At 70.6% G+C, this 13,913-nt stretch carries 8 protein-coding genes, 1 tRNA gene and 1 pseudogene; 6 read left to right on the top strand and 4 right to left on the bottom strand.

The features are described from left to right. Window positions 1–176 precede the first annotated feature (176 nt). The gene (locus ACZ7EG_RS17675) at window positions 177–1,892 is read left to right on the top strand and encodes a sigma-54-dependent Fis family transcriptional regulator (protein WP_471078981.1); all 1,716 of its coding nucleotides are present in this window, start codon (window positions 177–179) and stop codon (window positions 1,890–1,892) included. 71 nt (window positions 1,893–1,963) lie between these two features. Here the strand turns inward: ACZ7EG_RS17675 and ACZ7EG_RS17670 are convergent. Further along, a tRNA-Leu gene (locus ACZ7EG_RS17670) sits at window positions 1,964–2,048 on the bottom strand. Window positions 2,049–2,190: 142 nt separating this feature from the next. On the opposite strand from ACZ7EG_RS17670, the gene ACZ7EG_RS17665 reads away from it, so the two are divergent. Further along, window positions 2,191–3,522 carry a DUF2254 domain-containing protein gene (locus ACZ7EG_RS17665; protein ID WP_471078978.1) on the top strand — a complete coding sequence of 444 codons (1,332 nt, stop codon included), beginning with the start codon at window positions 2,191–2,193 and terminating at the stop codon, window positions 3,520–3,522. Window positions 3,523–3,572: 50 nt separating this feature from the next. On the opposite strand, the pseudogene ACZ7EG_RS17660 reads toward ACZ7EG_RS17665, so the two are convergent. From ACZ7EG_RS17660 to sucC, 3 genes and pseudogenes are all read right to left on the bottom strand, one after another. After that, window positions 3,573–4,630, bottom strand: a pseudogene (locus ACZ7EG_RS17660) (aldehyde dehydrogenase family protein); the annotation flags it as partial. 124 nt (window positions 4,631–4,754) lie between these two features. Further along, on the bottom strand, window positions 4,755–5,669 hold the full coding sequence (gene sucD, locus ACZ7EG_RS17655) for a succinate--CoA ligase subunit alpha (RefSeq protein ID WP_471078975.1): 915 nt from the start codon (window positions 5,667–5,669) through the stop codon (window positions 4,755–4,757). Between the two features lie 14 nt (window positions 5,670–5,683). Beyond that, window positions 5,684–6,814 carry an ADP-forming succinate--CoA ligase subunit beta gene (sucC, locus tag ACZ7EG_RS17650; protein ID WP_471078972.1) on the bottom strand — a complete coding sequence of 377 codons (1,131 nt, stop codon included), beginning with the start codon at window positions 6,812–6,814 and terminating at the stop codon, window positions 5,684–5,686. 175 nt (window positions 6,815–6,989) lie between these two features. On the opposite strand from sucC, the gene ACZ7EG_RS17645 reads away from it, so the two are divergent. The 4 genes from ACZ7EG_RS17645 to ACZ7EG_RS17630 all read left to right on the top strand — a co-directional run bounded on the left by ACZ7EG_RS17645 (window position 6,990) and on the right by ACZ7EG_RS17630 (window position 13,585). Continuing rightward, window positions 6,990–8,672 carry a thiamine pyrophosphate-binding protein gene (locus ACZ7EG_RS17645; RefSeq protein WP_471078969.1) on the top strand — a complete coding sequence of 561 codons (1,683 nt, stop codon included), beginning with the start codon at window positions 6,990–6,992 and terminating at the stop codon, window positions 8,670–8,672. A gap of 11 nt (window positions 8,673–8,683) precedes the next feature. Next, complete coding sequence (frc, locus tag ACZ7EG_RS17640) at window positions 8,684–9,925, top strand: formyl-CoA transferase (protein WP_471078966.1); 1,242 nt, start codon at window positions 8,684–8,686, stop codon at window positions 9,923–9,925. A gap of 4 nt (window positions 9,926–9,929) precedes the next feature. After that, a complete protein-coding gene (locus ACZ7EG_RS17635) occupies window positions 9,930–12,074 on the top strand; it encodes an acetate--CoA ligase family protein (protein ID WP_471078963.1) in 2,145 nt (714 codons plus the stop codon). Window positions 12,075–12,196: 122 nt separating this feature from the next. Next, window positions 12,197–13,585, top strand: a complete 1,389-nt coding sequence (locus tag ACZ7EG_RS17630; RefSeq protein ID WP_471078960.1) for an OFA family MFS transporter — start codon at window positions 12,197–12,199, stop codon at window positions 13,583–13,585. The last annotated feature ends 328 nt before the right edge of the window (window positions 13,586–13,913 follow it).

The raw sequence follows: 13,913 nt of genomic DNA, 5'->3' as shown, positions 1-13,913 counted from the left end.
ACGTGCATGATCATGGGGGGTTCGCGCCGGGCGCGGGTGTCTCATTACGAGACACCGGGTTGTCGACGAAGGGCGGCGCCGGGTTCCTCATGACGAGACACCGCGGAGCCCTCGAGGGCGGCGCCGGGACCCGCAGTTGTTTCCCGTTCAACTGAACCCGCTACGGTGGGCGTGCCGTGACCACCACAGACCCCTCCCCCGCAGCCACCGCCCGGCCCTCGCTGCGCCTCGCCCGCGAGCGGTTCCTGTCGGGGCGTCCGCTGCCCCGGGGCGTGCCGGAGGAGGTCGTCGCGGCGTGGCGGCGTGCGCGATTCTTCGGTGTACCGCACGACTTGGCGGAGCCGCCGACCTGTCTCCCGCTCGACGAGGAGTCGACGCTGCTCGGCGCCGCCCGGCCGGTGCTCGACCGGATCGTCCCGGCGCTGGGCGTGGACGGGGCACTGCTCGTCCTGACCGATGAGCGGCTGCGCGTGCTGTGGACGGCGGGGAACGTACCGGGGTTCGGCGCCTGCGCCGTCCTGTCGGAGCAGGAGGTCGGCAACAACAGCGCGGCTCTCGCCGTGCGTACCCGGGGCCGGGCCGAGGTGCACGGTCCCGAGCACTTCCTCGACCGGTGGCAGGACGTGTCCGCAGTCAGCGTCCCGGTGCTCGGGCCGGAGAGCGGGCAGGTGCTGGGCACCCTGACTGTCGTGACACAGCTGTGTGCCGCCGGAGCGCCGCACCCGCAGGCCGCCTTCGCCGAGGCGACGGTCGCGGCGATCGAGACGGAGCTGCGGGCACGGGCCCGGTGGGACGAGCGGGTGTTGCTGGACGCCTATGTGCGGGCGGCGCGGGGGCCGGACCGGGCCGTGGCGGCACTCGACGGCCGCAACCGGCTGGTCAGTGAGGCGGCCCAGCGCCTGCTGACGCCCGAGGCGGTCGGGGTGCTGGAGCGTACGGCGGTCGACGCGCGGGATACGGACGTCACGGGCTTCGCGGAGTTGCCGGAGGGAGCCGGTTGCACCGCGCGCGTCACTCCGGTGCGTTTGAAGGGCAGGACCATCGGGATCGTGGCCGTCCTGGAACCGCTCGACGATCCGGCGCCCAAGGCCTCGGCCTCCTCCCCGCCGGTCGCCCTGACCGGCTCCTCGCTCCCCTGGCGGCACGCCGTCGGTCACGCCGTCGAACTGGCCCGTTCCCGGGAGCCTTTGCTGCTCACCGGTGAGCGCGGTACGGGCAAGTCCGCGCTGGCGCGGGAGCTGTTCGGGCCGGGCCCCGTCCAGGTCGCCGACGCGGCGCGGGACACCGGCCTCGACCAGGCCCTGCCCGCGTGGCGGTCCGATCACCCCCTCCTGCTCCGTCACGCCGAGCGCCTCGCGCAGCCCGGCGTGGCCGCGCTCAACTCCCTGCTCGACCAGCACCCGGACACCCCACTGCTGATCACCTACACACCCGGCGCGCCCGCCGGCCCCTGCCTGCAGCGCCTGCTGGACAAACTGTCCGCCCGCTCGGTGACCCTGCCACCGCTACGGGAACGCGCCGAGGACATACGGGAACTCCTGCCGGCCCTCACCCCCCGCCCGGCGCCCGGGCAGCCGCCGCTGACCTGGACCCTGGACGCCCTGCACGCGCTGGAGCGGTACCCGTGGCCCGGCAACGTCACCGAGCTGACCCATGTCGTACGGGCCCTCGCGGAGCACCGGCGGGTGTCCGGCCCGGTCCGCCGGGCGGAGCTGCCGGACGCCGTCCGGGAAGGACCGGCCGCCCGTCCGCTCAGCCCGATGGAGCACGCCGAGCGGGCCGCGATCCTGGAGGCGCTGCGCCGCCACGGGGGCAACAAGGCGCGCGCGGCGACTGCGCTGGGGATCGGCCGGGCGACGCTGTACCGCAAGCTGCGGGGATACCGGCGCTGATCCCGGGTGGCGGAGTGATGCACGACAGCTCGGGCGGGTCGAGAAGATCTCGACCCGCCCGAGCTGGTCTGTGTCCGAGGGGGGACTTGAACCCCCACGCCCGATAAAGGGCACTAGCACCTCAAGCTAGCGCGTCTGCCATTCCGCCACCCGGACCAGGTGTCTGCCGCCGTGCCAGGGGCGTTCCCCGCGGCGACATGGACAACAATACCAAGCTTTCGGAGCGCCTTTCACCTGCGTTTCCGTGCGCCTGGCGGGGGTCCGGGACCTCACCCTCCGATACCTCTAGGGTCGCACCATGAGTGACTGGATGGTTACGCAGAGCCCCTCGGCCGGGCGTCGCCCCCGTGCACTGTCGCCACTCAGGGAACATCTGCGGGACACGTTCTGGTTCGCCCCGACCGCGGCGATGGTCGGTGTCTTCGTGGTCTGGGTCGGGGCCGAGGCGCTCGACACGGCGATCGTCGACGCGCTCCAGGAGGACCGGGACTACGAGACGCTCGACGAGCTGCTGCGGTTCGCGGAGGACGCGAAGGCCGTGGTGAGCGCGGTCGGCTCGGCGATGATGACCTTCATCGGTGTGGTCTTCAGCATCTCGCTGGTGGCCGTGCAGATGGCGAGCGGGCAGTTCACCCCGCGCGTGGTGCGGCTCTTCGTGCGGAGCCGGATCACCAAGGCGACCTTCGCGGTCTTCCTGTCGACCTTCGTGCTGACCCTGCTGGTCCTGACGAGCTTCGACACCGTCGACGACCCCCGGGCCGTCACGACGGTGCCTCTGGTGCAGTCGGTCCTCACCCTCGGCATGGTGGCCCTGAGCCTCCTGCTCTTCGTGCTGTACGTGAACTCCACCCTGCGGCTGATGCGGATCAGCCATGTGATCGCGCGGATCGCCTCGGAGTCGTTCCGGGTGGTCGCCTCGATGCCCGTGCCGGCGGTCGGGCAGGACGCTCCCGGCCTCGGCACCGAGACCGCGTGGGTGCCGCACGAGGGCCGGGCGGGGGTGCTGCGCGACGTGCACGTCGCGCGGCTGGTGCGGGTGGCGCGCAAGCACGGGGTCGTGCTGCGGCTGATCCCGCGGATCGGGGACTTCGTGGTGCCGGGCATGCCCGTGCTGGCGGTCCACGGCGGGCCGGTCCCGCCGCGCCGGGTGCTGCGGTACGCGGTCTCGGTGGGGGTGGAGCGGACCTACCACCAGGATCTCGGTTTCGGGCTGCGGCAGTTGTCCGACATCGCGTTGCGCGCCCTGTCGTCCGCGGTCAACGATCCGACGACCGCCGTGCAGGCGCTGGACCGTGTCGTCCAGTTCCTGGCCGCGCTGAGCCGACGGCCGCTGGACGCCGCCCTGCACCGGGACCGGGCCGGTGCGGTGCGGCTGGTGCAGCCGGTGCCGGACTGGACCGAGCTGGTGGATCTCGGGTTCGCCGAGGTACGGGGTTGCGCCGTCGGCAGCCCCCAGATCTCCCGGCGCATGCTGGCCGGTCTCGACGACCTGCTCCTGCTCGCGCCGCCGGAACGCCGCGAGCCGCTGCTGCGCCATCGCGAACTGCTCCGGCAGGCGGTCGATGCCGCCGCGGCGACCGCGCCGGACCGGGACTTCGCCCTGCGCCCGGACCGGCAGGGCATCGGCTGAGCGACGCCCCCGGTGCGCGGTGAATCGACGTCGGACGCAACCCCCATTCGTCAGGGCAGCAGTTGGTACTCCGGGAAGTTGCCCGGCAGCCGCTCCCCCGCCGGTCCCCGCGTCACCGCACGCACGAGCAGGTCGCCGCCGACGAACGCGCCGCGCCGCGCCAGGACGCGCCGAGCCCACCGGACAACTCGTCACGATCCCCCCGGGAGCGGGGCGTGCCGTGGCCGACCTTGAACGCGCGGATGTGCGGGGCGAGCCGGTCGTACGTCGCCCGGTCGTCCGTGGACAGCGTGGCGACCAGCGCGCCGTTGGAGGCGTTCATCGCGGCCGGCAGCTCCGCCTCCGTGTCGACCAGGACGATCGTGTCGACCGGGCCGAACGGCTCCGCGTGGTGCAGTGGGGAGGACGAGGGCGGGCTGAGGAGTGTGACCGGCTGAACGTAGGCGGAGGTGTCCTGGCCGGACAGGAAGCGGGCGTCGCCGGGCGTCGCGCGGTGCAGCGGGACGGCGCCGCGCTCGATCGCCTCGGCGACCTGGTCCCGCAGTTCCTTCGCCTTGGCCGCATTGATCACCGGCCCGAAGTCCAGCTCCGGGTAGGGGTCGTCCCGTTGCTCCACGGCGAGCGGATGCCCGACCCTGAGCGTATGCACCGCCGGGAGGTACGCCGCGAGGAACGCGTCGAACAGCCGCCGCTGGACGACGAAGCGCGGGTACGCCGTGCAGCGCTGCTTGCCGTAGTCGAAGAGCTTGGGGATCACCGCGGTGAGCGTGTCCCAGTCGGAGTAGTTCCAGACGCCCCAGGTGTTGAGTCCTTCCGGTTCGAGTACGTGTCGTTTGCCGAGGTCGGCGACGGCCGTGGCCACGGCGGCGCCCGTGTCACGGCCGCCGACGAAGGAGACGCAGCCGATCTCGGGCGCCCGCACCAGCGCCTGCGACAGCTCGCCTCCGCTGCCGCTGACGAGGGTCACGGGGATTCCCTCGCGGGCGGCGAGGGCGCAGGCCAGGGTCAGACAGGCGACACCGCCGTCGGTCGGGGTCTTGGCGATGACGGCGTTGCCTGCCAGGGCCTGGACCAGCACTGCGTGAACGAGCACGCTCATCGGCCAGGGAGTCGACGTGGGTGGGCCGGTAAGGGGCCAGGGGGTCACCGTGGGTGGGCAGGCCGGTAACCGGCCAGGAGTCAGCGCGGGTGGGCCGGTCGGTAACCGGCCGGAGAGGCGGCGCGGGTGGCCGCTAGCGGCCTTCGAGCCGCGCGAGCACCAGCCTCGCCGTCTCGGTCGGTGTGCTGCCCACGCTCACCCCGGCCGCCTCCAGTGCCTCCTTCTTCGCCTGTGCGGTGCCGGAGGAGCCGGACACGATGGCGCCCGCGTGCCCCATGGTCTTGCCCTCGGGTGCGGTGAAACCGGCGATGTAGCCGACGACCGGCTTGATGACGTGTTCACGGATGTACGCCGCCGCCCGTTCCTCCGCGTCGCCGCCGATCTCCCCGATGAGGACGATCAGTTCGGTGTCGGGGTCGTCCTGGAAGGCGGCGAGGCAGTCGATGTGGGTGGTGCCGACGACGGGGTCGCCGCCGATGCCGACGCAGGTGGAGAAGCCGATGTCGCGCAGCTCGTACATGAGCTGGTACGTCAGCGTGCCCGACTTGGAGACCAGTCCGATGCGGCCCGGCTTGGTGATGTCGGCCGGGATGATGCCCGCGTTGGACTGGCCGGGCGTGATGAGGCCCGGGCAGTTGGGGCCGATGATGCGGGTGCCCTTGTCCTTCGCGTAGGCGGTGAGGGCGACGGAGTCGTGGACGGGTATGCCCTCGGTGATGACGACGGCGAGGCCGATGCCTGCGTCGGCGGCCTCGACGACGGCCGCCTTGGCGAAGGCGGGCGGCACGAAGACCACGGTGACGTCCGCTCCCGTCGCGCGCATGCCGTCGGCGACCGAGCCGAAGACGGGCACGGCCCTGGGGGCACCTCCCAGGCCCTCAAGGCACTGGGGGACGTCGAAGTCGACGGTGTGGCCCGCCTTGCGAGGGTTGACCCCGCCGACGACGTTCGTGCCGGCTGCGAGCATCCGCCGCGTGTGCTTCATGCCCTCGCCGCCGGTCATGCCCTGGACGAGGACCTTGCTCTCCTCGGTGAGGTGGATGGCCATGGCGTTCCCTCTCCTCAGGCCGTGGTGGCGAGTTCGGCGGCACGGGCGGCGGCGCCGTCCATGGTGGTGACCTGCTGGACCAGCGGATGCGCATGCTCGTCGAGGACGGCCCGGCCCCGGGCCGCGTTGTTGCCGTCCAGGCGGACGACGAGTGGCTTGGTCAGCCGGACGGTTTCCAGGGCCTGCACGATGCCGTCGGCGACGGCGTCGCAGGCGGTGATCCCGCCGAAGACGTTGACGAAGACGGATTTCACTGCCGGGTCCGAGAGGATGACCGACAGCCCGTCCGCCATCACCTGGGCGCTCGCTCCACCGCCGATGTCGAGGAAGTTGGCCGGCCGCGCGCCACACCCGGCAACCACGTCGAGGGTCGACATGACGAGGCCGGCGCCGTTGCCGATGATGCCGACCTCGCCGTCCAGCTTGACGTAGTTGAGGCCCTTCGCGGCGGCGGCCGCCTCCAGCGGGTCGTCGTGCCCGGTGTCGTCCGCGCCCCAGCGTGCCTGCCGGAAGCGGGCGTTGTCGTCGAGGGTGACCTTGCCGTCGAGCGCGAGGATCCGGCCCTGCGTCGTGCGGACGAGAGGGTTGACCTCGACGAGGACGGCGTCCTCGCGGACCAGGACCTGCCACAGGCGTACGAGGACGTCGACGGCCTGGGGCGGCAGCCCGGCCGCGTCGGCGATCTCAGTGGCCCTGGCCGAGATCACGCCCTCGGCCGGGTCGACGGGAATGCGGGCGACCGCCTCCGGCCTCGTGGCGGCGACCTCCTCGATCTCCATGCCGCCCTCGGCCGAGGCGATCGCGAGGAAGCGGCCCGCCGCGCGGTCGAGTACGTAGGACACGTAGAACTCGTCCGCGATGTCCACGGGTTGGGCCAGCATCACCTTGCCGACCATGTGGCCCTTGATGTCCATGCCGAGGATCTGACGGGCAGTGAGCTCGGCGGCGGCCGGATCGGCGGCGAGTTTCACCCCGCCCGCCTTGCCGCGTCCACCGGTCTTCACCTGGGCCTTCACCACGACTCGCCCGCCGAGCCGGCGTGCGATCTCGCGGGCTTCCTTGGGCGAGTCGGTCACCTCGGCCCGCGGCACCAGAATGCCGTGCTCCTCGAAGAGTTCCCTTGCCTGGTGTTCGTACAGGTCCATTTCGGCTCCTGACTGCTGTGTCTTCTGGGGAGCGACCCCAGTCGCCCGAAAATGCCGCACGCCCCCTGGACACCACCCACCGGATGCGGGATAACAAGCTTCATACAGTATTCGTCGACTGTATGCAATGTACTGCGAGCAGCTCCAACCCCCTATGAAGGGACAGGACTTCGCCATGCCCGACGACACCCAGGACTTGATTTCCGGTGGTCATCTCGTAGCCAAGGCGCTGAAGGCCGAGGGAGTCGATCGCATCTACACGCTGTGCGGCGGCCACATCATCGACATCTACGACGGCTGCGTCGACGAGGGCATCGAGGTCGTCGACGTACGCCACGAGCAGGTCGCCGCCCACGCCGCCGACGGGTACGCGCGCATCACCGGCAAGCCCGGCTGCGCGGTGGTCACCGCGGGGCCCGGCACGACCGACGCCGTCACCGGTGTCGCCAACGCCTTCCGCGCGGAGTCCCCCATGCTGCTGATCGGCGGTCAGGGGGCCCTCACCCAGCACAAGATGGGGTCCCTGCAGGACCTGCCGCACGTCGACATGATGAACCCCATCACCAAGTTCGCGGCGACCGTGCCCGACACGGCCCGCGCCGCGGACATGGTGTCCATGGCGTTCCGCGAGTGCTTCCACGGCGCGCCCGGCCCCTCCTTCCTGGAGATCCCGCGCGACGTGCTGGACGCCAAGGTCCCGGCGGCCAAGGCGCGCGTGCCGCAGGGCGGCGCCTACCGCGCCTCGACCCGCTCGGCCGGCGACCCCGAGGCGATCGAGAAGCTCGCCGACCTGCTGGTGCACGCCGAGAAGCCGGCCATCCTGCTCGGCGGCCAGGTGTGGACGACCCGGGGCACCGAGTCGGCCATCGAGCTCGTCAGGACCCTCAACATCCCTGCTTACATGAACGGCGCGGGACGCGGCACCCTCCCGCCCGGCGATCCGCACCACTTCCAGCTCTCCCGCCGGTACGCCTTCTCGAGCGCCGACGTCATCGTCGTCGTCGGGACGCCCTTCGACTTCCGCATGGGCTACGGCAAGCGGCTCTCCCCGGACGCGACCGTCGTGCAGATCGACCTCGACTACCGCACGGTCGGCAAGAACCGCGACATCGACCTCGGCATCGTGGGCGACGCCGGGCTGGTGCTGAAGTCGGTGACCGAGGCGGCCTCCGGGCGCGTCAACGGCGGTGCGTCCAGGCGCAAGGAGTGGCTGGACGAGCTGCGGGCGGCCGAGCAGACCGCTCTGGAGAAGCGGCTGCCGAACCTGAAGTCGGACGCCTCACCGATCCACCCCTACCGCCTGGTCAGCGAGATCAACGACTTCCTCACCGAGGACTCGATCTACATCGGCGACGGCGGCGACATCGTCACCTTCTCCGGGCAGGTCGTCCAGCCCAAGTCGCCCGGCCACTGGATGGACCCCGGTCCCCTCGGCACGCTCGGCGTCGGCGTCCCCTTCGTGCTCGCGGCCAAGCAGGCACGGCCCGACAAGGAGGTCGTCGCGCTCTTCGGCGACGGCGCCTTCTCCCTGACCGGCTGGGATTTCGAGACCCTCGTCCGCTACGACCTCCCGTTCGTCGGCATCGTCGGCAACAACTCCTCCATGAACCAGATCCGCTACGGCCAGGCCGCCAAGTACGGCAAGGACCGGGACCGGGTCGGCAACACCCTCGGCGACGTCCACTACGACAAGTTCGCCCAGATGCTGGGCGGTTACGGCGAGGAGGTCCGCGACCCCGCCGACATCGGCCCGGCCCTGCTGCGTGCCCGCGAGTCCGGCAAGCCGTCGCTGATCAACGTCTGGGTCGACCCGGACGCGTACGCCCCCGGAACCATGAACCAGACCATGTACAAGTGAGGTGCCCCCCGATGACTTCTCCGTCCACCAAGGCCCTCGAAGGCATCCGCGTCCTGGACATGACCCACGTCCAGTCCGGGCCGTCGGCGACCCAGCTGCTCGCCTGGCTCGGCGCGGACGTCGTCAAGCTGGAGGCTCCGACCGGCGACATCACGCGGGGGCAGCTGCGTGACCTGCCGGACGTCGACTCCCTCTACTTCACGATGCTCAACTGCAACAAGCGGAGCATCACCCTCAACACCAAGACCGAGCGCGGCAAAGAGATCCTCACCGAGCTGATCCGGCGCTCCGACGTCATGGTCGAGAACTTCGGCCCGGGCGCGGTGGACCGGATGGGCTTCACCTGGGACCGCATCCAGGAGATCAATCCACGGATCGTCTACGCCTCCATCAAGGGGTTCGGCGAGGGCCCGTACACCAACTTCAAGGCGTACGAGGTCGTCGCGCAGGCCATGGGCGGGTCGATGTCGACCACCGGTTTCGAGGACGGACCGCCGCTGGCGACGGGGGCCCAGATCGGGGACTCGGGGACGGGTGTGCACGCCGTGGCGGGCATCCTCGCCGCGCTCTACCAACGGGAGCGCACCGGGCGCGGGCAGCGGGTCAACGTGGCCATGCAGCACGCTGTACTCAACCTGTGCCGGGTGAAGCTGCGGGATCAGCAACGCCTGGCACACGGGCCGCTCGCTGAATATCCCAACGACGACTTCGGCGACGAGGTTCCCAGGTCCGGAAACGCCTCCGGCGGCGGGCAGCCCGGCTGGGCGGTCAAGTGCGCGCCGGGCGGCCCGAACGACTACGTGTACGTCATCGTGCAGCCCGTCGGCTGGCAGCCGCTCAGCGAGCTGATCGGCCGGCCCGAGCTGGCCGCCGACCCCGAGTGGGCGACGCCCGAGGCGCGGCTGCCCAAGCTGGGCAAGATGTTCCAGCTGATCGAGGAGTGGTCCTCGACACTGCCCAAGTGGGAGGTGCTGGAGCGGCTCAACGCGCACAACATCCCGTGCGGGCCGATCCTGTCCACCCGGGAGATCATCGAGGACCGTTCGCTGGTCGCCAACGAGATGGTCGTCACCGTCCCGCACCCCGAGCGCGGCGACTTCGTGACCGTGGGCAGCCCGCTCAAGCTGTCCGACTCCCCCGTCGAGGTGACCAGCTCCCCCCTGCTCGGCGAGCACAACGAAGAGGTTTACGTCGGCGAACTGGGCCTCGGCGACGAGGAAGTGCGCCTGCTCAAGTCGAACGGAGTGATCTGACGTGATGGCGGAAGACCGGGTCCTGCGGGTGCGGTCCCTCCTGGAGTCCGTGCGGGCCGAGGGGCGGACCGCGCTGACCGCGCCCGAGGGCAAGGTGATCGCCGACGCGTACGGGATCGCCGTACCGGGCGAAGAGCTGGCGACGGACGTCGACGAGGCCGTGGCGTTCGCCGCGCGCTTCGGCGGTCCCGTCGTGATGAAGATCGTCTCGCCGGACATCCTGCACAAGACCGACGCCGGCGGAGTGATCGTCGGGGTCGAGGGCGCGACCGACGTCCGGGCCGCGTTCCACACGATCATCGACAACGCGCGTGCGTACGACGCCGATGCCCGCATCTCGGGCGTGCAGGTGCAGGAACTGCTGCCGCAGGGGCAGGAGGTCATCGTCGGGGCGGTCACGGACCCGACGTTCGGCAAGGTGGTCGCGTTCGGGCTCGGCGGGGTGCTCGTCGAGGTCCTGAAGGACGTCACCTTCCGGCTCGCGCCGGTGACCGCCGACGAGGCGCTGTCGATGCTGGACTCGATCCGGTCGGCGGAGATCCTGCGCGGGGTGCGCGGCCAGGCGGGTGTGGACCGGTGGGCCGTCGCCGAGCAGATCCGCCGGGTGTCCCAACTCGTGGCGGACTTCCCCGAGATCGCCGAGGTGGACCTCAATCCGGTGATCGCGACGGCGGAGGGGGCCGTCGCGGCCGACATCCGGGTGATCCTCGCCGAGTCGCAGCCCGCGCCGCGCCGGAGGTACTTGCGCGACGAGATCCTCACCTCGATGCGCCGGCTGATGCAGCCCGGCTCGGTCGCCGTGATCGGCGCCTCCAACGAGCAGGGCAAGATCGGCAATTCGGTGATGCGCAACCTCGTCGACGGGGGCTTCGCGGGCGAGATCCACCCGGTGAACCCCAAGGCCGATGACATTCTGGGCCGCAAGGCGTACAAGAGTGTCACGGACGTTCCCGGTGAGGTGGATGTGGCGGTCTTCGCGATCCCCGCCAAGTTCGTGGCCTCGGCCCTGGAGGACGTGGGACGCAAGAAGATCCCGAACGCCGTGCTGATCCCCTCCGGGTTCGCGGAGACCGGCGAGCACGAACTCCAGGCGGAGATCGTGGCGATCGCCGAGCGGCACGGCGTCCGGCTGCTGGGGCCGAACATCTACGGCTACTACTCGACCTGGCAGGACCTGTGCGCCACGTTCTGCACGCCGTACGACGTCAAGGGCGGGGTGGCGCTGACCTCGCAGTCGGGCGGCATCGGGATGGCCATCCTGGGCTTCGCCCGCACCACCAAGACGGGTGTGTCGGCGATCGTCGGGCTCGGCAACAAGTCGGACCTGGACGAGGACGACCTGCTGACCTGGTTCGGTGAGGACCCGCACACCGACTGCATCGCGATGCACCTGGAGGACCTCAAGGACGGCCGCGCCTTCGTGGAGGCGGCACGGGCGACCGTGCCGAAGAAGCCGGTGGTCGTGCTGAAGGCCGGGCGGACGGCGGCGGGGGCCAAGGCGGCCGGTTCGCACACCGGAGCCCTGGCCGGTGACGACGCCGTGTACGACGACATCCTGCGGCAGGCCGGGGTGATCCGGGCGCCGGGGCTGAACGAGATGCTGGAGTACGCGCGCGCGTTGCCGGTGCTTCCCGCGCCCAAGGGCGACAACGTCGTGATCATCACGGGCGCCGGTGGCAGTGGTGTGCTGCTCTCCGACGCGGTGACGGACAACGGCCTGTCGCTGATGGAGATCCCGCCGGACCTGGACGAGGCGTTCCGGATGTTCATCCCGCCCTTCGGGGCCGCGGGCAACCCGGTGGACATCACCGGGGGCGAGCCGCCGTCGACGTACGAGGCGACGATCCGGCTGGGTCTGGAGGACGAGCGCATCCACGCGCTGGTCCTCGGCTACTGGCACACCATCGTCACTCCCCCGATGGTCTTCGCGGAGCTCACCGCGCGCGTGGTGGCCGAGTTCCGGGAGCGCGGGATCGTCAAGCCGGTGGTGGCGTCGCTCGCGGGGGACGTGGAGGTCGAGGAGGCCTGCCAGTACCTCTTCGAGCGCGGGGTCGTGGCGTACCCGTACACGACCGAGAAGCCGGTGGCCGTGCTCGGCGCGAAGTACCGCTGGGCGCGGGAGGCGGGACGGCTGGGGGGCGGTACATGAGGTGACTGAGCGGGGGGCCGGCCGACGGTGCGCGTCGGCCGGCCCCGGGACCCGCACGCGCACGAAAGGCATGGGACAGGGGGCGCTGGCCAGATCTTTCGACGCAAGGGGTGCGACACGACATGACAACGACCGATCTGCCCACCACGGTTCCCTACCGGGAGGTCACCGACGCGAACGGCCGCGTCTACCGCCTCGGTGAGACCGACATCGACATCATGGGCCGCAAGCGCAAGTGGATGGTGGTCCTGCCCTGGATCGGCATGATGGGCATCTCCTCCGCCGAGTACGCGTTCGCGTCGGCCGAGGACACCCTGCACACGGCACACAGCTGGAACAGCATGCACATCTTCTGGATGATGACCGTCTGGGTCTTCTTCCAGGCCGCGGTGGCCTTCCCCGCGGGCAAGCTGCGTGAGAGCGGAAAACTGCCGGCCCGCTGGGCCATGATGCTCGGCGCGACGGGCACCCTGCTGGGCTACCTGTCCCTCGCCTTCGCGCCGCACGTGATCTTCGCCTACATCGGCTTCAGCATGTTCAGCGGCATGGGCGCCGGCATGGTGTACGCCACCTGCGTCAACATGGTCGGCAAGTGGTATCCGGAACGCAAGGGCGGCAAGACCGGCTTCGTCAACGGCGGTTTCGCCTACGGCTCGGTGCCCTTCGTCTTCCTCTTCAACGGCTACATGGATCTGACCAACTTCCGCTGGGTGCTGGTCTCGGTGGGTGTGTTCCTGGCCGGGACGGTCGCGTGCTCCGGCTACTTCTTCAGGGACCCGCCGAAGAACTGGTGGCCCTCCACGATCGACCCGCTGAACCCTCCGGACGACCCGCGCGCGGCCCGCTCGCTGCGGATGAACCCGCCGGCGGTGCGCCAGTACTCCCCCAAGGAGGCGTGGAAGACCGGCCGGGTCGCCCTGATGTGGTTCTGCCTGGCGTGCACCTCCGGCGTGAACATCTTCGGTATCGCCTTCCAGGTGGACATCGGCGAGGAGGCCGGATTCGCCGGCGGGATCGTGGCCACGGCCATGTCCCTGAAGGCGGTCGTCAACGGAACGGGCCGCGGCGTCATCGGCTGGCTGTCCGACCTGTACGGCCGCAAGCGGTGCCTGCTCGTCGTCTGCCTGATCCTGGGCCTCGCCCAGTACGGCATCCTCTGGTCGGCCGAGAGCGAGAACCTGACCCTTTTCCTGATCTTCTCCGCGATCTCCGGCTTCGGCGGCGGTGCCGTCTTCCCGATGTTCGCGGCGCTCACCGCCGACTACTTCGGTGAGAACAACAACGCCTCCAACTACGGCATGGTCTACAGCGCCAAGCTCGTCTCCGGCCTGGGCGCCGGCATGGGTGCCGTGGTCGTCGGCGCCTGGGGGCACTCCGGTGCCTTCATCCTGGCCGGCTCCATCTCCCTCTTCGCCGGCTGCGTGGCGCTGTTTCTGACGCCGCCGGGACGCGACAAGGAAACGCGCCGCATCTCCCCCAACCCGCGACCGCTCGGCGAGGACACAGCCTGACATGACGGCAGATCCGCAGGAAGCACGCACCGCTCCCTTACCATCCGACGCCGCACACCGTCCCTGCCGCGAGGTGACCGACTCCCACGGCCGTGTCTGCCGCCTCGGCGAGACCGACCGGGACATCCTCGGCCACTCCCGCAAGATCATGGTGTATCTGCCATGGATCGCCCGCGTACGGGTCCCTTCGGCGAGAACCACAACGCCACCCACCACGGGCTGGTCTGCAGCGGCAAGCTGATCAGCGGCCTGTGCAGTGGTCTGTTCAGCGGCGGACTGGGCCCGATGGTGGTCGCGGCCCGGGGCTACAACGGCGCGTACGCGCTCA

It is taken from the genome of Streptomyces sp. NPDC037100 (assembly GCF_055606225.1).
The sequence above is the reverse complement of the archived record's forward strand: the minus strand, read 5'-3'. Positions and strand labels throughout refer to the sequence as shown.